This window comes from Loktanella sp. M215 (genome assembly GCF_021735925.1).
Classification (GTDB): Bacteria; Pseudomonadota; Alphaproteobacteria; order Rhodobacterales; family Rhodobacteraceae; genus Loktanella.
Genome location: NZ_WMEA01000001.1, coordinates 1,323,724 through 1,347,563, shown reverse-complemented (window position 1 = coordinate 1,347,563; position 23,840 = coordinate 1,323,724). Strand labels below are relative to the sequence as shown.

At 64.5% G+C, this 23,840-nt stretch carries 25 protein-coding genes and 1 pseudogene; 10 read left to right on the top strand and 16 right to left on the bottom strand.

The window, feature by feature from the left end; genetic code table 11:
* Positions 1-50 precede the first annotated feature (50 nt).
* Genes GLR48_RS06555 through glpD form a run of 6 tightly spaced genes read right to left on the bottom strand, consistent with a single transcriptional unit; the run spans position 51 to position 5,846 of the window.
* Positions 51-326: a DUF2160 domain-containing protein gene (locus GLR48_RS06555; protein WP_237059850.1), complete on the bottom strand. Its 276-nt coding sequence runs from the start codon at positions 324-326 to the stop codon at positions 51-53.
* 24 nt (positions 327-350) lie between these two features.
* The gene (locus GLR48_RS06550) at positions 351-1,190 is read right to left on the bottom strand and encodes a carbohydrate ABC transporter permease (protein ID WP_237064408.1); all 840 of its coding nucleotides are present in this window, start codon (positions 1,188-1,190) and stop codon (positions 351-353) included.
* 41 nt (positions 1,191-1,231) lie between these two features.
* A complete protein-coding gene (locus GLR48_RS06545) occupies positions 1,232-2,104 on the bottom strand; it encodes a carbohydrate ABC transporter permease (protein ID WP_237059848.1) in 873 nt (290 codons plus the stop codon).
* On the bottom strand, positions 2,101-3,183 hold the full coding sequence (locus GLR48_RS06540; protein ID WP_237059846.1) for an ABC transporter ATP-binding protein: 1,083 nt from the start codon (positions 3,181-3,183) through the stop codon (positions 2,101-2,103). Before GLR48_RS06540 ends, GLR48_RS06545 begins: the two co-directional genes overlap by 4 nt.
* A 3-nt stretch (positions 3,184-3,186) precedes the next feature.
* Positions 3,187-4,266 carry an ABC transporter ATP-binding protein gene (locus GLR48_RS06535; protein ID WP_237059844.1) on the bottom strand — a complete coding sequence of 360 codons (1,080 nt, stop codon included), beginning with the start codon at positions 4,264-4,266 and terminating at the stop codon, positions 3,187-3,189.
* Positions 4,263-5,846, bottom strand: coding sequence for a glycerol-3-phosphate dehydrogenase (gene glpD, locus GLR48_RS06530; RefSeq protein WP_237059842.1), 1,584 nt, complete (start codon positions 5,844-5,846; stop codon positions 4,263-4,265). The genes GLR48_RS06535 and glpD overlap by 4 nt, the downstream gene beginning before the upstream one ends.
* A gap of 243 nt (positions 5,847-6,089) precedes the next feature.
* Here glpD and GLR48_RS06525 point away from each other — a divergent pair, with 243 nt between their 5' ends.
* Positions 6,090-6,869, top strand: coding sequence for a DeoR/GlpR family DNA-binding transcription regulator (locus GLR48_RS06525; RefSeq protein ID WP_237059840.1), 780 nt, complete (start codon positions 6,090-6,092; stop codon positions 6,867-6,869).
* A gap of 14 nt (positions 6,870-6,883) precedes the next feature.
* Here GLR48_RS06525 and GLR48_RS06520 read toward each other — a convergent pair whose 3' ends face one another.
* The 8 genes from GLR48_RS06520 to GLR48_RS06485 form a co-directional block, all read right to left on the bottom strand.
* Entirely contained in the window at positions 6,884-8,035 is a 1,152-nt protein-coding gene (locus GLR48_RS06520; protein ID WP_237059838.1) for a GTP cyclohydrolase II, read from the bottom strand.
* Complete coding sequence (locus tag GLR48_RS06515) at positions 8,032-8,640, bottom strand: CDP-alcohol phosphatidyltransferase family protein (protein ID WP_237059836.1); 609 nt, start codon at positions 8,638-8,640, stop codon at positions 8,032-8,034. The genes GLR48_RS06520 and GLR48_RS06515 overlap by 4 nt, the downstream gene beginning before the upstream one ends.
* Positions 8,637-8,900 (bottom strand): Rieske (2Fe-2S) protein, encoded by a 264-nt coding sequence (locus GLR48_RS06510; RefSeq protein WP_237059826.1) that lies wholly within the window; start codon positions 8,898-8,900, stop codon positions 8,637-8,639. The genes GLR48_RS06515 and GLR48_RS06510 overlap by 4 nt, the downstream gene beginning before the upstream one ends.
* Positions 8,887-10,101, bottom strand: coding sequence for an iron-containing redox enzyme family protein (locus GLR48_RS06505; protein ID WP_237059824.1), 1,215 nt, complete (start codon positions 10,099-10,101; stop codon positions 8,887-8,889). Before GLR48_RS06505 ends, GLR48_RS06510 begins: the two co-directional genes overlap by 14 nt.
* On the bottom strand, positions 10,098-10,751 hold the full coding sequence (locus GLR48_RS06500; protein ID WP_237059822.1) for a RibD family protein: 654 nt from the start codon (positions 10,749-10,751) through the stop codon (positions 10,098-10,100). Before GLR48_RS06500 ends, GLR48_RS06505 begins: the two co-directional genes overlap by 4 nt.
* The gene (locus GLR48_RS06495) at positions 10,748-11,701 is read right to left on the bottom strand and encodes a hypothetical protein (protein WP_237059820.1); all 954 of its coding nucleotides are present in this window, start codon (positions 11,699-11,701) and stop codon (positions 10,748-10,750) included. The genes GLR48_RS06500 and GLR48_RS06495 overlap by 4 nt, the downstream gene beginning before the upstream one ends.
* A 228-nt stretch (positions 11,702-11,929) precedes the next feature.
* Entirely contained in the window at positions 11,930-12,736 is an 807-nt protein-coding gene (locus tag GLR48_RS06490; protein ID WP_237059818.1) for a COG4705 family protein, read from the bottom strand.
* A gap of 22 nt (positions 12,737-12,758) precedes the next feature.
* Positions 12,759-13,400: a hypothetical protein gene (locus GLR48_RS06485; protein ID WP_237059816.1), complete on the bottom strand. Its 642-nt coding sequence runs from the start codon at positions 13,398-13,400 to the stop codon at positions 12,759-12,761.
* A gap of 463 nt (positions 13,401-13,863) precedes the next feature.
* Here GLR48_RS06485 and GLR48_RS06480 point away from each other — a divergent pair, with 463 nt between their 5' ends.
* From GLR48_RS06480 to GLR48_RS06455, 6 genes are all read left to right on the top strand, one after another.
* A complete protein-coding gene (locus tag GLR48_RS06480; protein WP_237059814.1) occupies positions 13,864-15,087 on the top strand; it encodes a GAF domain-containing sensor histidine kinase in 1,224 nt (407 codons plus the stop codon).
* Between the two features lie 355 nt (positions 15,088-15,442).
* Positions 15,443-15,877: a universal stress protein gene (locus GLR48_RS06475; protein ID WP_237059812.1), complete on the top strand. Its 435-nt coding sequence runs from the start codon at positions 15,443-15,445 to the stop codon at positions 15,875-15,877.
* An 81-nt stretch (positions 15,878-15,958) separates the two neighbouring features.
* Positions 15,959-17,083, top strand: coding sequence for an ABC transporter permease (locus tag GLR48_RS06470; protein ID WP_442915830.1), 1,125 nt, complete (start codon positions 15,959-15,961; stop codon positions 17,081-17,083).
* Entirely contained in the window at positions 17,083-17,868 is a 786-nt protein-coding gene (locus tag GLR48_RS06465; protein ID WP_237059810.1) for an ABC transporter ATP-binding protein, read from the top strand. Before GLR48_RS06470 ends, GLR48_RS06465 begins: the two co-directional genes overlap by 1 nt.
* The gene (locus GLR48_RS06460) at positions 17,868-19,583 is read left to right on the top strand and encodes an MlaD family protein (protein WP_237059808.1); all 1,716 of its coding nucleotides are present in this window, start codon (positions 17,868-17,870) and stop codon (positions 19,581-19,583) included. Before GLR48_RS06465 ends, GLR48_RS06460 begins: the two co-directional genes overlap by 1 nt.
* A gap of 2 nt (positions 19,584-19,585) precedes the next feature.
* Positions 19,586-20,218: an ABC-type transport auxiliary lipoprotein family protein gene (locus tag GLR48_RS06455; RefSeq protein ID WP_237059795.1), complete on the top strand. Its 633-nt coding sequence runs from the start codon at positions 19,586-19,588 to the stop codon at positions 20,216-20,218.
* 155 nt (positions 20,219-20,373) lie between these two features.
* On the opposite strand, the gene GLR48_RS06450 is transcribed toward GLR48_RS06455, so the two are convergent.
* Both GLR48_RS06450 and GLR48_RS06445 read right to left on the bottom strand, forming a co-directional pair.
* Positions 20,374-21,744, bottom strand: coding sequence for an ATP-binding protein (locus GLR48_RS06450; RefSeq protein WP_237059792.1), 1,371 nt, complete (start codon positions 21,742-21,744; stop codon positions 20,374-20,376).
* Positions 21,741-22,401, bottom strand: a pseudogene (locus GLR48_RS06445) (response regulator transcription factor). Before GLR48_RS06445 ends, GLR48_RS06450 begins: the two are co-directional and overlap by 4 nt.
* Positions 22,402-22,539: 138 nt before the next feature.
* Between GLR48_RS06445 and GLR48_RS06440 the strand changes: the two are divergent.
* The 3 genes from GLR48_RS06440 (at position 22,540) to GLR48_RS06430 (ending at position 23,835) form a co-directional block, all read left to right on the top strand.
* Positions 22,540-22,830 carry a PepSY domain-containing protein gene (locus tag GLR48_RS06440; RefSeq protein ID WP_237059790.1) on the top strand — a complete coding sequence of 97 codons (291 nt, stop codon included), beginning with the start codon at positions 22,540-22,542 and terminating at the stop codon, positions 22,828-22,830.
* Between the two features lie 105 nt (positions 22,831-22,935).
* Positions 22,936-23,280 (top strand): hypothetical protein, encoded by a 345-nt coding sequence (locus GLR48_RS06435; protein ID WP_237059788.1) that lies wholly within the window; start codon positions 22,936-22,938, stop codon positions 23,278-23,280.
* An 84-nt stretch (positions 23,281-23,364) separates the two neighbouring features.
* Positions 23,365-23,835: a DUF2271 domain-containing protein gene (locus tag GLR48_RS06430; protein ID WP_237059786.1), complete on the top strand. Its 471-nt coding sequence runs from the start codon at positions 23,365-23,367 to the stop codon at positions 23,833-23,835.
* Positions 23,836-23,840: the final 5 nt, after the last annotated feature.

Below are 23,840 nucleotides of genomic sequence, written 5' to 3'. Positions count from 1 at the left end.
GGTGAACGATGGTGGCCGGTCCGATGGTCTGGACCGGGATGTGACATGATCTAGACCCAGCGGAACACCGCAAAGGCATAGACCAGACAGACGATCAGCGCGTAGGGCTGCGGGCCAAGCGCTAGCCCCAGCCACGCGAGATTGATGAAAGCGGAGCCGAGCAGCGTGATGAACAGCCGATCACCGCGCGTGGTCTCGATCCGCAGGACGCCCTTGCGGGGCACTTCGGGAAACCGGATCGCCAGCACCGTGAATGTGGTCAGCAGCACGGCGATCACGATGAAGAACGCGGCCGTGGGCCAGGTCCATGCCATCCAGTCAAGCATTGCAGGCTCCTTTCAGGGCGCGCATCACACCCGTCCCAGGGCAAAGCCCTTGGCGATGTAGTTGCGCACGAAATAGATGACCAAGGCCCCCGGCACGATCGTCAGGACACCGGCGGCGGCCAGCACGCCCCAGTCGACGCCGGCGGCGCCCACGGTACGGGTCATGGTGGCGGCGATGGGCTTGGCGTTGACGGAGGTCAGCGTGCGCGACAGCAGCAGTTCGACCCACGAGAACATGAAGCAGAAGAACGCAGCAACGCCGATGCCGCTGGCAATCAGGGGGGTGAAGATCTTGATGAAGAACGCCGGGAAGGAATAGCCGTCGATATACGCCGTCTCGTCGATTTCCTTGGGCACGCCGCGCATGAACCCCTCAAGAATCCAGACCGCCAGCGGCACGTTGAACAGGCAATGCGCCAGCGCCACGGCGATATGCGTGTCGAACAGGCCGATGCTTGAGTACAGCTGAAAAAACGGCAGCGCGAAGACGGCGGGCGGCGCCATGCGGTTCGTCAGCAGCCAGAAGAACAGGTGCTTGTCGCCCATGAAGCTGTAGCGCGAAAACGCATAGGCGGCGGGCAGCGCCACAGTCAGGCTGATCGCCGTGTTCATCACGACATAGATCAGAGAGTTGACGTAGCCCATGTACCAGCTCGGGTCCGTCAGGATCGTGTGGTAGTTGGCAAACGTCAGGTTGCGCGGCCACAGGCTGAAGGCGCCCAAGATTTCGGAGTTCGTCTTCAGGCTCATGTTGATCAGCCAGTAGATCGGCAGCATCAGGAACAGCAGGTACAGCCCCATGACGACGGCACTGCCCGACGGGCGGAACCGACGGGTCGCGGTGCGCGGCTTTTCGATGGTCATCGCACGCGTGTCGACGACGACTTCGGGGATCGCGGTATCGGTCATTTGCCATCCCTTTTGTCGAGGGTCGTCATCACGGTATAGAACACCCAGCTGATCGCCATGATGACGAGGAAATACATCAGACTGAATGCGGCTGCGGGGCCGAGGTCGAACTGTCCCAACGCCATCTTCACAAGGTCGATGGACAGGAAGGTCGTGGCGTTCCCCGGCCCGCCGCCCGTCAGCACGAAAGGTTCGGTGTAGATCATGAAGCTGTCCATGAACCGCAGCAGGATCGCGATCATCAGCACACCGGCCATCTTCGGCAGCTCGATATACCGGAACACGGCCCAGCGGCTGGCCTGATCAATCTTGGCGGCCTGATAATAGGCATCGGGGATCGACCTCAGCCCGGCGTAGGCCAGCAGCGCCACCAGCGAGGTCCAGTGCCACACATCCATGACAATGACCGTCATCCAGGCATCAAAAATGTTCTGTGTGTAGTTGTAATCGATGCCGAACGCCGCCAGCGTATAGCCCAGCAGGCCGATATCGACCCGGCCGAAGATCTGCCAGATCGTGCCGACCACGTTCCACGGGATCAGCAGCGGCAGCGACATCACGACAAGGCAGAAGGACGACCAGAATCCCTTTTTCGGCATGTTGAGGGCGACAAAGATGCCCAGCGGCACCTCGATCGCCAGAATGATGGCCGAGAACATCATCTGCCGGCCCAGCGCGTTCCACATCCGGTCCGAATGCAGCATGTCGTCGAACCACGACAGCCCCGCCCAGAAGAACTGGTTGTTCCCAAAGGTGTCCTGCACCGAATAGTTCACCACGGTCATCAGCGGGATCACGGCAGAGAAGGCGACCAGCAGCAGGACCGGCAGAACAAGGAACCACGCCTTCTGATTGACGGTCTTGTTCATGCGGACGTCCCCCGGGGTGCGATGCGCCAGTCGTCGGCGTAGACGTTGATGCCCTGCGGCGCAAAGGTGATGCGGTTGGTATCCGCCGCAATCGCCTCGCCTTCGGCGGCGACGGCGTTGATTTCCCGGCCCGCGACATCAAGGCGGACGATCTTGTGGCGACCCACATCCTCGACCCGTTTCACGGTGGCGGGGATGCCGTCGTCGCCCGACGACAAGCGGATGAACTCGGGCCGAACGCCCAGCTGGGTCTTGCCCGCCGTGATGTAGTGGCCGTCCAATGGCACGGTGACGTCGCCGACGCGGGCGCTGGTGCCGTCGATCTCGGCGTCGAACAGGTTCATTCCGGGCGAGCCGATGAAGTAGCCGACGAAAGTATGCGCGGGGCGCTCGAACAGTTCCTGCGGAGTGCCGATCTGGACGACGCGACCGTCATACATCACGACAACCTTGTCGGCAAAGGTCAGCGCCTCGGTCTGGTCGTGGGTCACGTAGATCATCGTGTGCCCGAAATCCTGATGCAGCTTCTTCAGCTGCGTGCGCAATTCCCATTTCATGTGCGGGTCGATCACGGTCAGGGGTTCGTCGAACAGCAAGGCGTTCACATCCTCGCGGACCATGCCGCGCCCCAGCGAGATCTTCTGCTTGGCATCTGCCGTCAGGCCGCGCGCCTTGTGATCCAGCTGCGCCTCCATGTCGATCATGGCGGCGACCTTCTGCACCCGGCGCTTGATCTCGGCCGCGTCCATGCCCCGGTTCTTCAACGGAAAGGCTAGGTTTTCGCGCACAGACATGGTGTCGTAAACGACGGGAAACTGGAACACCTGCGCGATGTTGCGGTCGGCGGTCGGTGCTGTCGTCACGTCGTGGCCGTCGAACAGCACGCGGCCTTGTGACGGGATCAGCAGGCCAGAGATGATGTTCAGCAACGTGGACTTGCCGCAGCCAGAGGCGCCGAGAAGCGCGTAGGCCTCGCCATCCACCCAGTCGTGGTTCAGTTCCTTCAGCGCAAAATCGTCCTCTGTCTGCGGGTTTGGCAGGTAGGAATGCGCGAGGTTGTCGAGGGTGATCTTGGCCATGGGTCAGGCGGCCTCTGCATAGGGGGCGGTCGCGACGAGGTCGCCATTGTCCGCGAAAAGATAGACACGCGACGGGTCAAGGTAGACCGGCAGCGCCTGCCCCGGCTTCAGGTCGCGGATACCGTGGATCAGGCCGACCCAGCGGGCGTCGCCATGCGCCAGGTGGACGAAAGTCTCCGACCCGGTGATCTCCATCACGGACAGGGTCGTGTCGAACCGGATGCGGTCGTCGCCACCGTCCAGCGTCAGGTGGTTGGGCCGGAAGCCGAGCATGTAGCGTCCGTCATCCACGTCGCGCTCGACGGCGGGGATGGATTTGTCCTTGCCGAAATGCATACGGTCGCCGCGCTTTTCCACGCTCAGGAAATTCATCGGCGGGTCGGAAAAGACGCGCGCGGTCGTGGCGTCGGTGGGATTGCGATAGACCAGCGAGGTGGTGCCGAACTGCGTCACGCGCCCTTCCCACAGGGTCGCGCAATTGCCGCCCAGCAGCAGCGCCTCCTCCGGCTCTGTCGTCGCATAGACGAAGATGGAGCCAGACTCTGCAAAGATGCGCGGGATTTCGGCACGCAATTCCTCGCGCAGCTTGTAGTCAAGGTTCGCCAGCGGCTCGTCCAGCAGCACAAGACCCGCGTTCTTGACCAGCGCGCGGGCCAGCGCGCAACGCTGCTGCTGCCCGCCCGACAATTCCAGCGGCTTGCGCTGCAGCATCGGCGTCAGCTGCATCAGCTCGGCCGTCTCGCGCACGCGGCGGTCGATCTCTTTCTTATCCAGACCCATCAGCTTCATGGGCGAGGCAATGTTGTCGTAGACGCTCATCGCCGGGTAGTTGATGAACTGCTGGTAGACCATCGCGATCTTGCGGTCCTGCACACGCTGGCCGGTCACGTCGTCACCGTTCCAGCGGATGCGGCCCTTGGTCGGCACATCAAGGCCCGCCATCAACCGCATCAGCGTCGTCTTGCCCGAAGACGTCGGCCCCAGCAGGACATTCATCGTGCCCTTCTCCAGGGTCAAAGTCGTCGGATGGATGAAGGTCTGCGCGCCGACCACATAGCTGACGCCGTCAAGTTCCAGTGTCATGCGATGTCCTTCAACTGCGGGCGGCGGGCGGTCATGTAGGTATCAAGTGCGGCACCATCGGCACCGTGCAGGCCCAGCTTGCTGCGCCGCCACAGGACATCCTCGGCGGTGCGGGCGAATTCATGGGTCATCAGCCAGTCGACCTCTGCCGCCGTCAGCGTGGCGCCGAAATCCTGCCCCAGATCGGCGGCAGCCTTGGCCTCGCCCAGGATCAGCGCCGCATCGGTGCCATACGCGCGGATCAGGCGGCGCGCCCAGCGCTCTGTCAGGAATGGATAATCACGCGTCAGATCGGCGATCAACCGGTCCACGTCGCCCACCGGAAAATCGCCACCGGGCATCGCCACACCGGCGGTCCACGGCCCTTGGGCCACATCCAGCCGCTTGCCGATCTTCTCCAGCGCGCTTTCGGCCAGACGGCGATAGGTCGTGATCTTGCCGCCAAAGATGTTCAGCGCGGGCGCGCCGGCACTGTCGTCCAGCTTCAACGTATAATCGCGGGTGGCCGCCGTCGCGGAACTGGCCCCGTCATCGTAAAGCGGCCGCACGCCGGAATAGGTCCAGACGATGTCATCGGTGCTGATCGGCTGCTTGAGGTAGGCGTTGACGAAATCGACCATGTAGCGCTGCTCTTCCGGCGTACAGACCGGCTTTTCGCCCACGTCGTGGTGTTCCTGATCGGTCGTGCCGATTAGCGTGAAATCCGTCTCGTAGGGGATCGCGAACATGATGCGTCCGTCGGTGCCCTGAAAGAAATAGCATTTGTCGTGATCGAACAGCCGCTTGACGACGATATGGCTGCCGCGCACGAGGCGCACGTCGTCCTGACTGTTGGACCCGATCTGCTGGCGCAAAATCTGCCCCACCCACGGCCCGCCTGCATTCACCACCATGCGCGCGCGGACAACCCGCTGCGCACCGGTCTCCGTATCCTTCAACGTAACGACCCAATGACCGCCCTCGGTCTGCGCGGACACAACCTTGGTCCGGGTCAGCACGCTCGCGCCCCGCGCCACCGCATCGCGGGCATTCAGGGCCACAAGGCGGGAATCCTCGACCCAGCAATCGCTGTATTCATAGGCTTTTGTAAAGCTGTCGATCAACGGCGCCCCTTCGGGCGTGTTGGTCAGATCCAGCGTCTTCGTGCCCGGCAGGATCTTGCGACCGCCCAGCGTGTCATACATCAGCAGGCCCAGGCGGATCAGCCAGGCCGGGCGGCGCCCCTTCATCCACGGCATGACGGTCGACATCAGCTTGGATGTCGGCGTGTCGTTTTCGAACCGCATGTCGGGGGAATAGGGCAGCACGAAGCGCATAGGCCAGCTGATGTGCGGCATCGCGCGCAGCAGCGTCTCGCGCTCAATCAAGGCCTCTCGGACCAGTCGAAACTCGAAATACTCCAGATAGCGCAGGCCGCCGTGAAACAGCTTGGTCGACGCAGAGGACGTGGCAGAGGCGAGGTCGGACATTTCGGCCAGCGTTACCGACAGCCCACGGCCTGCCGCATCGCGCGCAATGCCGCAACCGTTTATGCCGCCGCCAATGACCAGCAGGTCACGGATATCCGTGTCGTCACTCACACTGGATCCTCCCAAATCCTTACGAACACTATTGCGTTGACGCACCCAAAAGAAAACCCCCATTTTCGGTTTTCTTCGTTTTTGGCAAAATCGGCGGATATCAGGAGGTTCAGTGCGGTAATCGTCAGGACAATCGGCAAATCTGGCTTGATGGCGCGCCAAAACGAACATCAGAGACCAAAAGCCATGTTCCTTTTTTCGCAAACCCTGCCATAGTCAGGCCGTCACCATCGGAAGACGCCCATGTCGCAAACCATCAGGCACCCAGAGATCCTCGACATCGCACGGCGCGACGGCAAGGTGACCGTCGAACATCTGGCAGAGCATCTGGGCGTCACCCTGCAGACCATCCGCCGCGACCTGAGCGAGCTGGCCGACGCGGGCAAGCTGGAACGTGTCCATGGCGGGGCGGTGCTGCCGTCCGGCACCGTGAACATCGCCTACGAGGAACGCCGCCGTCTGAATGCCGAAGGCAAGACCGCCATGGCCAAGGCCTGCGCGGCAATAATCCCAGAAGATTGCGCCATCTTTCTGAACATCGGCACCAGCACAGAGGCCGTGGCGACCGAACTGCTGCACCATCGCAACCTGCTGGTCGTCACCAACAACATGAACGTGGCCAACATCCTGACGCGCAATCCCGACTGCGAGGTGATCGTGACCGGCGGTGCCCTGCGGCAGTCCGATGGCGGCCTGACCGGCGACATCACCACCGCCACGATCCGGCAATTCAAGTTCGACATCGGCGTGATCGGCTGTTCGGCCATCGACCCCGACGGCGACATCCTCGACTTCGACCTGCGCGAGGTCGGCGTCAGCCAGACGATCCTGAACCAGTCACGCCGCAAGATGCTGATCGCCGACTCGACCAAATTCAAGCGCAAGGCCCCGGCCCGGATCGGATCGCTGTCGGATATCGACGTCTTCTTTACGGACGCCACCGTGTCGCAGGGCCTACAGGACCTCTGCACGCGGTGGCACACCGATATCCGCGTCAATCAGCCCTCTGCCGAACCGGCCTGACGCACCGCGGGCGATCATCCCGTCCGGCCGAACGTGCCTTCATAGCCGGCTCCGATCTTGGCCGAGATTTCGACCCGCGCGTTGGGCGCGATGCGGTCGTGGGGAATCTCGACCTGACGGTCGATGGCAATGCCCGATTGCAGTACCGCATCGCGCTTGAGGTTGCTCATCGACACCCAGTGCGCCACGCGGGTCACGCCCAGCCAATGCAGCACGTCGGTCGAGAGTTCCTGCAGGCGCATGTCGTCGACACCGGCGACCTGATGGGTATGCGTGAAATATTCGCCCGGCAAGTCGCCACCGCTGGCCCGCTTGCGCGCGTTGTAGACAAGGTATTTCACCACCTCGCCCAGCGCGCGGCCTTCCTTGCGGTTATAGACGATGATGCCGACACCGCCCTGCTGCGCGCCCCGGATACACTCCTCGATCCCGTGGATCAGATAGGGACGGCAGGTGCACAGGTCGGACCCAAAGACATCCGACCCGTTGCATTCGTCGTGCATCCGGCAGGTGACCTGCGTGCGCGCCTGCCCCAGACGCGCGGGATCGCCGAATAGATAAACGCTGGTGCCACCGATGGGCGGCAGGAACAGCGGCAGGTCGGGGCGTGCGACAAGATCGGGATACATCCCCCCCGACTGGTCGACGAGGGCCTGCCGCATCACGCCTTCGTCCAGCCCCAGCCGCCGCGCGATCCCCGGCAGATGCCAGACCGGGTCGATCGAAATCTTGGTCACGCTGATGTCGCCCTGCCGCGACAGGATACGGCCGTCCGCCTGCAGATCCCGCCGAAACAGGGCCGTGGCGATTTCCGGAATCGCCAACTGCCCCGTGGTCACGGCGATGGTCGGACGCAGGTTCAGCCCGGCCGCAATCTCGGCCCCGAAGTCCTGGACGACTCGGTGACCGAAGGGATCGAAGGTGACGATACGTCCGGGGTCGGACCACTGGGGAAACGGCCCGATCTGCACCATCGGCTGCGTGTCGGTGTAATCCGCATGATGCTCTGCCGCCAGCGCGCCGGTGGCGACGGACAGCCCGCCATAGACGGCATAGCCGCCGGCGTGCACGCCGATGGCGTTCCGGTCCGGCGCGGGCGAGGTCACGACAGGGCCGCGGGCGCGGGCACGCGCGGCACCCCAGTTCAGGGGATAGGGCGTCGTCATGGGGTCATCCTGTCGTCAACGTGAAAATCCGGAATGGCCGCCGCCCCGTGCCGCGCATCCTGATCGCGGCCACCGCGCAGGATGAAGACGATCTGCTCGATCCGGCTGGCCACGACGACGGCGGCGGTCAGCGGCACCAGCGCCGTGATCCCGGTCAGCACCACGAGGGGCCAAAGGGCGAACAGCAGGAACGCCCCGATGCGGGCCGAGGTGAAGTGGAACATCAACACTTTGCCCGTCATCAGCCACGACAGCGGCAGATAGAGCAGCGGCACGATGAACAGCAGCGCCAGCGACACGGGCCAAGCGGCAAAGACCTCTGGCACCGACAGCCACATGAACAGCACAATGGCCACCGACAGCAGGTTGTCGACCACCGCGTCCAATGTCGCGCCAAAGTCCGACATCCGCCCGGACCGGCGCGCCAGCCAGCCGTCCACCCCGTCGGTCAGCACGGCAACACCGTACAGCGCCAGCGGCAACAGAACCCTCCCGCTCAGCAAAATCCCCGCAATCGGCAGGATCAGAACCCCGCGGCTCAGCGTCAAAAGGTTCGCGGCCTTGACCGGGCCACCCTCGCGCCAAAGGTAGTGCAACGACGTCACGCGACAGCCTCGGCCGTCAGGCGCAAGGTCGTCGGCTGTGCGATCAGGCGGTCGGCGGCATAGGCATTGTGGTGCATCGGGCAGACGATGCGGCACGCCTCATCGACATAACCGAACTTCAACGGCCCGCCCCGGTGTGGGCACAGGTTCTCGATCAGAAACATCTCGCCCTTGTGGGACAGCAGGAAATAGTCGCGTCCATCGCGGACGATGGGCGGCAGGTCGCGCCCGATCCACGTGCTGCCGTCAGACGTCGACATGAAGACGCCCCGTGGACCCGGCTGGGAAGGCCGCGAAATCGGCGGCCTTGTGCAGCAGCCCCATGCCACCGACCTGCACCTTGCCGTCGTGCCGTTCGGCCGTGTCAGGCGTCACCAGCGCCTGACCGGAGGCATCGTGCAGAGGCGCGGCAAAGGTGGCGGCCCCGTCCAGCCGCGCCGCCTCGAACGCCTGACAGACGGCCAGCGCGTGCCGGTCCGCTGCCGCAAAGGCAAGACGTGTCAGTTCGGCGCCAAGGATGACTTCCGTCCCGACCTCTGCCCCGAACCGCGCAACCAGCGGTTTGACGACCTCGTTGATGACCATGTCGGAATGGTGGATGTCGATATGCGCGTGTTCGCCGAAATAGGTGCCATCGACCTGCGGGTGATGCCGCTTGAGGTAGCGGTAATGCTGCCCGGTCGACACCTGATAGCTGGTCTCGGCATAAAGCAGGAACCCGATCTGCCGGAACAGGTTGCGCGGGCTCTGGAACAGATAATGGATGACGTTGTGCAGGTGCAGCGCCTCGGTATCGAAGATCGGCCAATAGCCGTTGTATTCGGTGTTCAGCCCGAACCCGCGCAGGGTGTCGCGGAACAGCACGCTGTGCTTCTTGTCGTGGGTGCCATAGCCGAACTCGTCGATCAGGATGCGGAACAGTGCCGACTGCGGCGCGCCGAACTCTCCGATCACACCCATGGCAGAGGCAGAGGCCTCTGCCAGCAGATCGGCAGAGGACTGGATCAGGAAGTTGCGATAGTAGGGCTCGCCCTGCGGCACCCCCTCCAGCCACGTCAGAAAGGCGGACGGCGGGCACTTGCGGATGCCGTCCAGCATGCCGGCGATATAATCCTCCACCCCCTGCCCCGCGATCCCCGGCCGCAGATCGTTCACGACGGGTTCGATCAGCGCCTCTTCAAGGGCCGCCCGATACCCGTCCAGGGCATGGGTGGCCTTGGGGTCATACCGGTCGTGCAACATCTGCACGACGGAGCCGGGTGCATCGACCTGCGGCAACAGGACAAACCGGTTCTGATAGGTCCGCATCAGCAGTTCCTGCTGCACATGGCGCACGATCTGCCGCGACGGATGGTCCGACAAGGCCGCATGATCGATCCGCAGGTCGAACACCTGCGGCGCGCCATCCGGGGTGCGGTCCTGCAGGGCCGCACCGGCGGCAATCATGTCCTGAGCGATCATGCTTCGTCCTCCTGCCTGTCGTAGATTGTCACCGCGACCCCGCCGATCACGCAGCACTCAACGATCCTCCAGCGGGAAAGGTCCATGGGGCGGCCCTCAAGGTACGTCGGCGCATCCGTAGCCCCGGCAATGACCGGGATGTGTTTGATGACAATGCGGTCGACCAGATGCTGCGCGAACAGCCCGTGCAGGATTTGGCTGCCGCCTTCGACCATCAGGGACGCGATCCCGCGCTCCGCAAGGCCGTGGGCCAGCAGGCGCAGATCGACCCTGTCCGCCCCGCAGTCGATAAATGAAATGCCGTCATGGTGCCGCAGCCGCGCGCGGGCCGCGTCCGGCAGGGCCTGCGGCACCGCGAACAGGGTCGGCTGACCGTCGGTCAGGATATGGCTGTGCGCGGGAATGTTGCCGTCATTGGTCGGGATCACCCGCAGCGGGCTGCGGCCCGTCACATGGCGCACGGTCAGTTCCGGATCGTCGGCCCGCACGGTCCCGGCACCGACCATGATCGCATCGTGGGCAGCCCGCTGGGCATGGAACCACTGCCCCATCTCGGCCCCGTAAAACCGGAACAATGCCTTGCTCGACCCGCCGCGGGTCAGGGTCAGCTTGCCGTCGATCGTCAGTTCGGAAAAGGTCGTGATCTTCATGGTTGCACCGCCGACAGACGCCCGCCGGATCGTCCCGCCACCGCCAGCACCACGACCGCCAGCCCAAAGGGCAGCACTGTCCGGAACAATCGGTACAGCAGCAGCCCCGTCGCCAGATCGGCGCGCCCCAGCCCGCCCAGCCCGACCATGATCGTCGCCTCGAAGGATCCCAACCCACCGGGACTGTGGCTGAGGACGCCCAGCCCCACGGCCAGCACATAGATCGCCATGAACCCCGCCAGATCGCCCGCCAGATCCGGCGGCAGAAACAGATACAGGACCAAGCCAGAGGCCACGATATCGACCACCGCCGCCAGCATCTGCAACGCCGTCAGGCGTCGGCTGATGAAGTCCAGCCGCGTCTGCCAGACCGTCGCCGACCGCCCGTCACCCAGCCACGCCAGAAACGCTGCAACCGCCAACACCAGTATGATACCGCCCAGACGCACGGCGGTCGCGGCGTCAGCCCACAGGAGCGCGTCGGGCCGGACCGCCAGGATCGCGCCGCACAGCGCGATGCTGACCAGCCAGAACGCCACCCAGCCAGAGCCCACGACGCTGAGCAGCGGGCCAAGGTCGTTCCGCGCGACGCCGTACATCCTGACGCGCACCGCCGTGCCGGTCACCAGCGGAAAGCCCAGAAAATTGGAGATGCCAAAGGCCGTGGCCCCGGTGACGGCCGCCGCAGCGCGCGCGATTTGCAGCGGCCTCAACGTGCTGACCGCGATCACGTCATAGGCAGCCAGCCCGCAATAGCTCACCCCCGTCAGCGCCAGCGCCAGTGCGATGGTGCCAGTGTCCAGACGGTGCCACGCCGCGATCGTGTGCGGCCAATCGATGTGCCACAGGAACCACGCCGCCAATACGCCGCCCGCCCCGAAGAGGCAGGGCACGATCCACCTGAAAAGGTGCCGTCGGCCCTTGTGGGCGTCAGAGTCTGCTGGTGACATTGATCTTTCATCCCAGGCCCCGGCTCACGCGCGCGATGCGCGTTCGACCTCGGATGGACCTGCAGATCCGGATCGCTGACACTGTCAGCTAAAATGATCGGGCCGCATATCAATGTGAAGGGATTGCCATGGTTTCGGTTCCGCGCAGTTTTCCGCGACCGCGGCACAGGATGAACGGGCGCCGGAGGGCGCCCGCAATCACGTTCGCGCGTTCGGACGGCGATTCCGTCAGGCGTGCGATGGCGCCTCCTGTCCCACGCGGGTCAACGACATGTAGATGACGATCCCGATGATGGCAGCCAGAAACAGCGCGCTCGTGACGATCGTGCCAAGGCCAAGGCCGCCGTAATCCGCAGGCTGCGACAGCAGATCGCCAAAGGAAGCACCCAGAGGCCGGGTAAAGATATAGGCGATCCAGAAGGCCCAGATCCCGTTCAGCGTCAGCGCAAAGTATCCTGCCGTGATCGACGCGATGATCATCCCGAACAGGATCCCCGTGGCAAGGTAGCCCAGCCCGAAATGCTCTGCCACCAGATCGCCCGCCGCCGTGCCAAGCGCGAAGGTGAACAGGATCGCAAGCCAGTAGAACGCCTCGCGCCGCGTCGTCTTGACCTCGTGGATCGACAGCGTACGCTCTGATCCATACCAGGCTGCGAAGGTCAGCCCCAGCAGGACGGTGAACAGCACCGTCGTCGTGACCAGCGACACACCAAAGTTGTCGACCAGATTGTCCGTCACCAGCGTCCCCACGATCGAGATCAGCACGACCGCCAGCCAGTAGGACCACGGCACATAGCGCTTCTGACGGAACTGCAGCACCAGCGCCACGACCAGCACAGCCGCCATCAGCAGCGACGTGGCCGTCAGCCCCAGGCCGAGATTGACCGCCAGAAAGTCGGCAGCCGTCTCGCCCATGGTCACGGCCATCAGCTTGATCAGCCAGAAACTGACCGTCACCGCCGGGACACGGTTCGGGGTGTCATGCGTGTGGGCCGTGCCGGTATCGGCAGCGGTCCCATAAGTGAGCGTCGTCATGTCGAGCCTCCTTCAGGCGGGATCAGTTGGTCATCAGGGCAATGCCCTGCGCAAAGAAATCATCGGCGCGCGTATCATCGTCGGCGTTGCACCGCTCCGTCCCCTTGGACTGAAGCGTATCGATGGTCGCGCGGTCCGCCTCTGCCACTGTGGCGACGGCAAGCGTGCTGCGGAACTGTTCCAGCATCACCTCGCAGGGCAGCGCGCGCCCGTTGGCGTCGGTGGTGGCCACGCCCGACACCGTCCGGGCGACGCCCGCTGCGTCACCGCCTGCAGTCGGGTCGGCAAGGGCCGTCTGCAGGCGGACCAGCGTCACATCCACCTGCCCGGCATCGGGCGCCTTGGCCCGCAGGGCAGACAGCGCATCGTCGATGGCGCCATCGACATGGCCCCAGGCGCTGGTATTGTTGGGCCGCAGCGTGGACTGCGCGTCATCCCATGCGGTTTCAAGGTCGGTGATCCGCGTCTGCGCCGCGGCCAGATCGCCGGTCGCCACAATGGATTGCACGTCGGTCGTGATCGTCTGGAAGGGCGTCATGTCACCCAGACGGGCCGCCGTGGCCTGTGACGCCGCGGTCGGGGCCGGTGACAGTGCTGTGTAACCGACCGCAAAGACGGCGACCGGAACGATGATCAGCACAGTGCTGAGCAAGAAGTTCTTCATGGCAAAAATCCTCGGTGGATCCGGCCAGCAGCCGGACAATCAGATGCAGGTCACCGCGATTGCGTCACGGCGCCTGCAACCGTGTTTCTGGTCCGCCTGTGTGCAGCGTCGTTTTCGCGATCATTGCAATTCTGCAATCTTGGAAGGCAGGCACCGCTGCAGTGGCGCAGCCCGCAAACGCCAAACGCCGCGTTCATGCGCGGTTCAGTGCCGCCGACACGACGACCAAGGATCAGGCGCTGCCGGGGCCGGATGGCATGACTTTGGCCAGACCGCGCGGGTCTCGGTCAGGATCTGCGCTAGCCGTCATCATCAAGATGAGGCGAGACTTGGCTGATACAATTTTATTCTCTTGATAAGATTCCCGCCGTGACGCTTGGTTCAGTCACACATTTGCCTGATTTAACACCTTAAGATCGCCGATCTCTATCAAAGCTAAACTGCAAAAAATGAGGGATAAATCTTGGCTAAGGCTTACACGTTTGAAGCGCTTGGCCTCCTGCATCAAGGCATTGACGAGAGCATTCTCAACATCGTCAAACTTGCAGGCTGCTTGCTGGAAGCGCCGGTATCTCATGTCTCCGTGGTCGAAACAGTAGAAGGACGGCAACTCATCGCCGCGTCCGTTGGTCCACTTTTCGATCCGATGGATCATTGCGAAACATGTCTTGAAGACTCGATTTGCAAGCATGTCGTCGCGACACGCCGGACCGTCGCGATCCCTGACCTGCAAAAAGACATTCGCACGCAGACCAATTCCCTTCTGCAAGCGCAGAATTTGCGGTCGTATATCGGAAGTCCGATCCATACGACGACCGGCAGGGTGATCGGTTCCCTGTGTTGTATGACGCATACGATCAGAGACTGGTCAGCGCGCGATATCGAGATGCTTGAAAAGCTTGCATGCTGCGTCGATGACATCATCAAAGCACGGACGCTGGCGCTGGAAGAACGCAGAGCGCGAGAGCGGCTTCAGGACCTCCTCGCAAGCCGCAGCAGTTACATCGCGCATATCAGTCATGAAATCAGGACGCCGCTGACCGGCATCATCGCTTCGATCAAGATGTTGAGCCACGCCAAGTCTGATCGGCAGTCGGCGCGTCTGAATGACATCCTGACCCGATCAGCAGACAAGCTGATGACCTTTGTAAGCGATGTTCTGGATCTCGCCAAGATTGACGCGGGGCAGATCGAATCCGTTCTGGAGGAAACCCCTCTTGTCGATCTCATGAGCGACATTCTGGCCGAGTTTTCACCTCTCGCAGAGTCGAAATCAGTGGCACTCGAGATCGACAACCAGCTTGGCAAAAACACCTATTTTGTCGACCGAAAGGCGTTGACGACCATTGTGCAAAATCTGGTCGGCAATGCGGTCAAGTTCACCGATTCCGGATATGTCCGGGTCCACCTCAAGGAAGACTCCTACGGCCAGATCGTGATTGAAGTCTGCGACACGGGGATCGGGATCGCGTCGGCCGATCACGCGCGAATCTTCGAAGAGTTCGAGCAGGCGGACGCGAATATTTCCCGAACCTATGGGGGGACCGGACTCGGCATGACCATCGTGAAGCGGACCGTCGAACACCTGAACGGATTGATAACCGTCGACAGCAGGCTGGGCCATGGCGCAAAGTTTACGGTCTCGCTCCCTTTGCAAATCGCCAATGGTCAATCGCAGGCAGCATAAGCCCGGAAACCGGCAGATGGGCTGCTGCCGGTGTCGAGGACAGCTGGTAACGTCTGCAGAGCGCGGCGCTCGATGTCGTCGCACACGTCGGTCTTGGCGAAGAAAATAAGCGCCCCGTCGCCGGGTTGTCCTCTCATCCGGCATTACGGATCGTCCGCCCGTCTTATCGCTTGCCAGCCATGGAAACCTCCTGCTCACGGCGCTGACGTTTGACGGAATGTATCGGGCGCGCGCAATGCACCGGATCGGATCAGCAAATCCGGGCCATCGCGATTCTTTTCTGCTATTGATTCATATCAAGTCCCACGACCGCGACTCGGTGTATTCATCCAAGCATTCACAAATGAGGGTCATGATGTTCAACAGGATACTCGTCTGCTTTGACGGATCAGACCATGCCGCCGCGGCGCTGCGGATCGCCGCTGACCTTGCCAACAGGTATCGCGCCACCATGGTGATCGTGCATGTCCCCGAGATCCGCAACGATGCCATCGCCGTTGGATCCGAAGTGATCTTCGTCCCCACCGACGAGGCCGAAGTCCGGGCGCGGGCCGCTGAAGTTCTGGAACAGGGCGCAGCCATCGCGACAGAGGCAGGCCACGCTGCAGCATCCACAAAAGTGCTGCGCGGCAGCGCGGCAGAGGCCATCCTTGCCTACGCCAAGGATGACGGCATCGATCTCATCGTCTCCGGACGCCGCGGGATGGGCACACTGCGCGGCCTGCTCGTCGGCAGCGTGTCGCAAAAGCTGACGTCGCATGCGGCGTGCCCGGTTCTGACGGTGCAGTGACCTTGGCATACGCGCTGCGGACATCAACGGCAGGTGCCGCGTGACCTTGAATGGACACGACGCGACGCGTGTGCCTGCGTGATTCCGGACCTCGGACCTGACGACCGCACCGCGCCTGTCACGCTGACCACGACTGGCGACAGCCTGGCGCTCGCGGGCGCACTGACGATCGAAGCTGTGGCAAGGCTGGTGCAGGCCGCATCCCCCGTGCAAACAGGGTCTGCCAGCGCGATTGACATCGCCGGCCTGACCCGCATGGATACCGCTGGCGCGTGGTGGATCATCACCCGGCTGTCGGCAGGCGCGCAGGCCGGCATCCTGAATGCGACACCGGCGCAGACCCAGTTGATCGAAACGGTGCGGCGCAACATGACTCCGACGGCCATCATTCCGCCGATACCGCATGGCATTGCCGCAAGTGTCGGAGCCTTCGGACAGCGTGTCGCGGGGGCAGCGCAGACGGCCAAGGAGCTGTTGTCGTTTCTGGGTCAGGTCGTGGCCACCCTTGGCGGGCTCGTCCTGCGGCCCGGTCGTCTGCGGCTGACGTCGCTGGTGCATCAGTGTGAGCAGGTCGGCCTGAATGCCGTCCCCATCGTCGCCCTGATGGCCTTCCTGATCGGTGTCGTCCTCGCCTTTCAGGGATCGGCGCAGCTGCGCCAGTTCGGGGCAGAGGTTTTCGTCGTCGACCTGATCTCGATCTCGGTGCTGCGCGAATTGGGCATCCTGCTGACGGCGATCATCGTGGCGGGCCGGTCGGGGTCTGCCTTTACCGCCGCCATCGGTGCCATGAAGATGCGCGAGGAAATCGACGCCCTGCGCACCCTTGGCCTTGATCCGGTCGCGGTGCTTGTCGTGCCGCGCGTGCTGGCACTGATGCTGATGCTGCCGGCGCTGGGGTTCATCGCGGACCTGTCGGGATTGGTCGGCGGTGCGGCCATGGCGTGGATCGACCTTGGCGTGTCACCCGCCGTGTTCCGGTCGCGGCTGCTGTCGGATACCGACGTCTGGCACTTCGGCGTCGGCATGATCAAGGCGCCGTTCTTTGCCCTGATCATCGGCATCATCGGCTGTTACGAAGGCATGCGTGTCGGCGGCGATGCGGAATCGCTGGGGCGGCGGACATCGACCTCTGTCGTGCTGTCGATCTTCATGGTGATCGTGTTGGACGCGCTGTTTTCCATCTTCTTCGCGACGGTGGGGATCTGATGCCGGACCGTGTCGCCGACCCCATCATCCGCGTGCGTGACCTTGTCACCCGGTTCGGCACCCATACGGTCCACGACGGGCTGAGCCTCGATGTCAGACGTGGAGAGATCATCGGCATCGTCGGCGGATCGGGCACCGGCAAGTCGGTGCTGCTGCACGCCATCGTCGGCCTGCTTTCCCCCGCCGCAGGCACGATCGAGGTCTTCGGCCAAAGCGTGCGCAACACCGACGATGACGCCTATCGCCATCTGCGCCGTCGCTGGGGTGTGATGTTTCAGGACGGCGCGCTGTTTTCGTCCCTGACCGTGCGCCAGAACGTCGAGGCGCCGATGCGCGAACAACTCGACCTTTCCGATGACCTGCGCGAAACACTGGCCGCCCTCAAGGTCCGCATGGTCGGGCTGGAGGACGCGGCGATGATGCAATTCCCGTCAGAGCTTTCGGGCGGCATGCGCAAGCGGGCGGGCTTTGCCCGCGCGATCGCCCTCGACCCAGAGATCGTGTTTCTGGACGAACCCACCGCCGGCCTCGACCCCGTGGGGGCCGCCGCATTCGACACGCTGATCAAGCAGTTGCAGGCGGCGCTGGGGCTGACGGTCTTTCTGGTGACGCACGACCTCGACAGCCTGAACGCAATCTGCGACCGCATCGCCGTGCTGGCCGACCACAAGGTGATCGCGGTCGGCACCATGGCGCAGATGATGGACATCGATCACCCTTGGGTCCGCGCCTATTTCCACGGACCCCGCGCCCGCGCAGCCACCGCGTCAGCGGGGCGATCCTGATGGAAACCAAGGCGAATTACATCCTGATCGGCGCCTTCACCCTGCTGGCTATCGTGGGATCGCTGGGCTTTCTGGTCTGGCTGGCGGGCCTGCAACTGGACCGCCAATACGCCACCTACGGCATCTATTTCGACGACGTCTCGGGCCTCGACGCTTCTGGCGACGTGCGGTTCAACGGGCTGCCCGTGGGCCGCGTCATCGGTCTGGCCATCGACCCCGCCGATCCGTCCCGCGTCCTGACCACGGTCGAGATCGACGCCGCGACGCCGGTCCGCGCCAATACAGTGGCCCAACTGCAATCGCAGGGCGTGACGGGGGTCAGCTACATCTCGCTGTCCGGCGGCACGGTTGATGCCGGCCCGCTGATCGGGGTCGATGGCGGTCTGCGGATCATCACGTCGCGCCGGTCGACGTTGCAGGCGCTGGTCGAGGATGCGCCAGACCTTGTGACCGAGGCGACGCGCCTGCTGGAACAGTTCCGCGCGATCACCGGGCCGGAAAATCAGGCCCATGTCACCGGCATCCTCGGCAACCTCGACACCGCCTCGGCGCGACTGGATCAGGCGCTGACCGACTTTTCGGACATCACCGGGACGGTCAGTGCCGCGACAGACCAGATCTCGCGCTTTACCAACCGGCTGGATGGGCTGTCTGCCGCCCTGACACAGACCCTGACGAACGCCGACACCACCCTCGCCGCCGTCACGCGCACCTTCGACAGCGCCGACACCGTACTGACCGATGCGGCCCCGGCCGTGGCAGCCACGACAGAAGCGATCACCAGCGTCCGCACGATGCTGCGCGACGAAGTGCCCGCGATCCTCGCCGATATGGCCGCAACGGCGGCACAGGCGCGCGCCGCGATCACCGACCTGCATGACCGGTCGGGACAGGCGCTGGACGGGCTGGCCGCAACCCCCGATTTGCTGAACGCGCGCCTGACCGAACTGCAGCAATCGCTGGTGGATGCCAGCACCGCCTTTGCCGCCGTGACCGAAGCCTCCGACAGCTTCAACACGCTGGTCTACGGTGACGGCACCCTGATGGTGGCCGAGGCGCGTGACGTGCTGGCCACGGCCCAGCGCACGATCACGACCATCGCGGCGATCACGCAGGACGACGTGCCCGCCATCGTCGCCGACATCCGCACCGCCGTCGCCACAGCCACCGCTGCGGTGGACCGCGTGGCGACGGACATCACGGGCGCGACCTCACGCCTCGATCCGCTGGCCACCACGGCAGAGACGACACTGACCGCCGCCCGCGATCTTGTCGTCCGGGCGCAAGGGAGCCTCGACGGCCTTAACGCTACGCTGACCGGGGCAAACGGCGCGCTCGCGTCGGCGCAGGTGGCTTTCGACAGCGCGACGGGTCTGATGCAGACCGACCTCGCACCCGTCATCACGGACATCCGCAATGCCGCAGACCGGATCAGCACCGCCGCCGATCAGGTCGCCGGCGACGCCCCCGCGATCACCGCAGACCTGCGCGCCCTGATCGCCCGCGCCGACGCCGTCGTGGCACAGGTGCAGGGCGCCGTCGCGTCCAGTGCCCCCGGCATCGGCACCTTTGCCACGACCGGCCTGCCGGAACTGTCGCGCCTCGCCTCTGACGCGCGCGGGCTTGTGACGTCACTCGACACCCTCGTGCGCCGGATCGCACAGGACCCGGCCCGCTTCATCCTCGACGACCGCGTCCCCGAATACAGGAGATGACAATGACCCACCTTTTCCCATCCCGCAGCACCCTGACCCGCAGGGCGCTCTTTTTTGGCGGCGCTTCGCTGCTGGGCGGCTGCAGCGCGATTTCAGCCCTCGATGCGGCGGCCACGCCACTGGACACCTATGATCTGGGCCCCGCGTCCGGCACACGAACCGGCCCCCGCACCGCAGCCACCCTTCTGGTAGCAAGGCCAGAGGCCGCAGCCCCCATCGCAACCGACCGCCTGATGATCCGGCCCACGCCCGCCGCCGTCACCTATCTGCCCGACGCCCGGTGGAGCGACGATCTGCCCGTCGTCGTCCAGTCCCTGCTGATCCGCAGCATCGCGGCCACCGGGCGCGTCGGCTATGTCGGCAAGACGGATGGCGGGCCGGTGCCGGACACCGTCCTGCTGGTGCGGATCGACGCGTTCGAGGTCGAGGTGGCAGGCCCCGAGACCTACATCGCACGGATCGACATCACGCTGACCGCGATCGACGACCGCAGCCAGACGGTCAAGGCCTCGCGCAGCTTTGCGCAGTCCACAGGCGTCAGTGACACGATGCCCGCAACCATCGTCGCGGGCTTTCAAAGGATCGTCGACGTGCTCGCCCCCGCCATGGCCGACTGGGCCGCAGCACAGGCCTAAGGCCTCGTGGCCCTCCACACCGCGTAACAAAGCGGACGATCCCGTCGCCGACAAGGCATTGTCGTCCCGCAAACGGCCAACGGTCTTGGGTCCATCCGGGTCGCAAGGTCCCGCAATGCCTGTGTTCCATCTGACGCAGGCCCGCAGCCGCGCTGTCAGTCATCACGGCTTTGAAAAGACGCGGCGTCCGCCAGCCCTCCGACCGCGACCGGGATCACCACGCTGGCCGCGAACCCCGCGTCCTGTCCCACAGGCGGCGAGGTCAGTGTCAGCGCCGACCCGATCCGGTTCATGACCGAGGCAACAATCGCCAGCCCCAGACCGCTGCCCGCCGCCGCAGTGCTGCCACGGGCAAAGCGGTCGGTCAGACCCGCCAGCACATCCGGCGGCACGACCGGCCCCGCATTCGTCACCACCAGCTGTCCATCTGCCGCAAGGCTCACCGTGACAGTACCATCCGATCCATGTCGCAGCGCGTTTTCCACCAGATTGCGGCACAGAATGCCAAAGATATCCGGGTCGAGGTGCGACATTACCGGCGCGTCGGCCAGCGACACCGTCACCCGGCCCAGCGCCAGACTGCGCGTCAGATCATCGACCACGATCCGCACGACCGGCCTCAGATCCTGCGCCCGGTCTACCGTCAGCCGCCCGCCTTCGGCACGGGCCAGTTGCATCAACCTCTCCGACAGCCGGGTCAACCGCTTCAGCGTCGCCTCGATCTCGCCAGCCCGCGCGCGGGCGGCCGGGTCCGCCGTCTCGGACTGCAACCGCTGAGCCTGTGCTATGGCCCCGGCGAGTGGCGTGCGCAGCTCGTGCGCCGCATTGGCAGCAAAGCTGCGCTCTGCGGTAAAGGCCGCGTCGAGGCTTCCCAGCAGCGTGTTCAGCGTCGCGGCCACCGGCGCGATTTCAAGCGGCAGATCGTCGGCCGGAACCTGTGACAGATCGCGGGCATGCCGCGCGGCCAGCCGTTCGCGGAACCGCCGCAGCGGCGCCAGCCCCGCCCGCACCGCCAGCACGATTGCCAGCAACGTCACCGGCAGCACGATCAGCAAAGGCAATCCCAGCGCCAGCTGCGTGTCCTGCGACACCTGTCGCCGGTGCGCCAACGGCTCTGCCACGGTGATCCGCACAGAGCCTTGCAAGGCATCCTCGTTATACAGTCGGTAGAGCGGAGTCTGCCGGAATCCAGCACCGTCATACTCCGGAAAGTCAGCGGGATCGGCGGTATGCGACTGCAGCAAGACCCGCCCCTGCGCATCGCGTACCACGAAGGTAAAGAACTCGTCATGCGCCGCCACCGCACCCAGCCGCTGAGTGATGCCTTCCTCCTCGCGCTCCACGATATCCATGACCGCCAGCGGCAACAGCCGCTGTGCCACTTCCTGCAAGGCGGAATCAAAGACCTCGTCCATCTCGTGTCGCACGGTCACCGCCGTCACCATCGCGGCCGCGACCCACAGCACTGTAATCAGCGCACCGATGGCCAGCCCCAGACGCGCCTGCAAACTGCGCGGCAACGTCATGGTGCGCCCAGCCGGTATCCCATGCCGCGCTCCGTCGCGATCACGCCGGCGCCCAGCTTCTTGCGCAGCCGGCTGACGTGGACCTCGATGGTATTGCTCTCGATCTCTGACCCGAAGGCATAAAGCTTCTCCTCCAGCTGCGCCTTGGACAGCAACTGACCGGGCCGCGACAGAAAGGCGTCGAACAGCGCCCATTCCCGCGCGGTCAGCTGCACCGGCTTGCCGTCCAGCAGGATGCTGCGGGCCGCCGTGTCGATCTGCAGCGGCCCATGCACGATGATCGGGTTCGGGTTGCCGGTATAGCGCCGCGCCACGGACCCGATCCGCGCCGACAGTTCCGACAGATCGAACGGCTTCACCAGATAATCATCGGCCCCGGCGTTCAGCCCGGCGATCCGGTCCGAGATCTGGTCCAGCGCGGTCAGGATGATGACGGGCGTCACATCGCCCCGCGCCCGCAGCGCCTTCAGAAACCCGATGCCCTGCCCGTCGGGCAGCATCAGGTCCAGCAGCACCAGATCATAGGCAGCACCCCGCATCGCATCCCCCCGCCGCGTCCAGCCGCTTGACCCAGTCCACCGACTGCCCGTCGGCGGCGATCTGGTCGCGCACGGCGGCGCCCAGCACCTGGTCGTCCTCGACAATGAGTATACGCATGCTGTCCCCGATCCCGTTGACCCCGATCTGCCGGTTCATCCTGACGTCTTGCTGACGGCGTCATCGCGCGACCTTCAGCGTCCCGTCAGCTTCACCCGGCATAGAACATGCAACGGGCCGCATCACGGAGTTTGGCGCATGACGAAGACACTCACAATGCTGGCCGTCCTGATCCTGCTGCCCGCCGGGGCGGCCCTGGCTGGGGACGACTGCTTTGTCCCCATGTCCCTGTGGCAACCCCGCGCGGCGGTGATCGCGCTGGCGGCCCAGAACCACTGGACCCTGCGCCGGATCAAGATCGACGACGGCTGCTACCAAATCGACGGCACCGACGCTCAGGGCCGCCGGATCGAAGTGACGCTGCACCCGGCCACCCTGCAGGTGACCCGCATCGAATACGAGGATCACGATGACGCAGACAATGACTGACCCCCTCACCCTGACGGCAGGCTGACGCAAAAATCTACCCGCCGTCAGGCCCCCTTCAGGTCCCGCCCCCAGATCGAATGCACCACCCAACACGGAGTTTCCACGATGCGAAAGACCCTCACGTTCCTGGCCGCCACCACGGCCATCACCGCCGGCATCGGCCTTCCCGCGTGGAGCGCGATGCGCGCCGACACGCCGGCGAACAGCGTCTCGGCCCCGTTCGCCGCGCGGACCAGCGACGCGCAGCTGATCCTTGTCAGCGGCGACGACGATGACGACGACGATTATGCCGAGCGGTCTCGCGACCGCGAAGACGACGATGACTGCGAGGATGACGACGGCAACGCCCCCTGCTCCGGCCTCGCCAACCCGGCCCCTGCCGGCACCACCGCCCCGCCGCAGAACGGATTGTTCGGCGACGGGCCGCCCCCGCAGGTCCAGCTGAAATGAACCCACGGCGGCGGACCCCGCGCCGCCGCCCGTAAAACCGACAGGCCGCACCGCCCCACGGCCCCTTTTCAGGAGAAAGATACGATGAAAGCCCTGCTGACCGCCCTCTCGCTGACCACGGCGCTTGTCATGCCCGCGATGGCCATGGCCCGCCCGGTCACGCTGTCCACCCAATTGACCAACTACGGCGGTGACGGCGCCTATCTGGCGTTCTACGTCACCGACGCCAGCGGCGCCTATGCCGGCAGCCTCTGGATGGCGGGCGGAAAATCGCGGTATTACCAGCACCTGATCGACTGGCAGCGTGCCACGGGCGGCGATACGGCGCAGATCAACGGCATCACGGGCGCCAGCGTCGGCGCAGGCCGGACGCTGGACATCTCGCTCGACCTGTCTGACGCGCTGTTCGATGCGGGTTACGTCCTGCACATCGACGCCGCCGTCGAAAACATGCGCGAAAGCCCGAACGAGATCGCGATCCCGCTGACCAAAACAGGCGCCGGCACCCCGGTCAAGGGCCGCCGCTATATCGCCGATTTCACCTACGACATGTAAAGGGC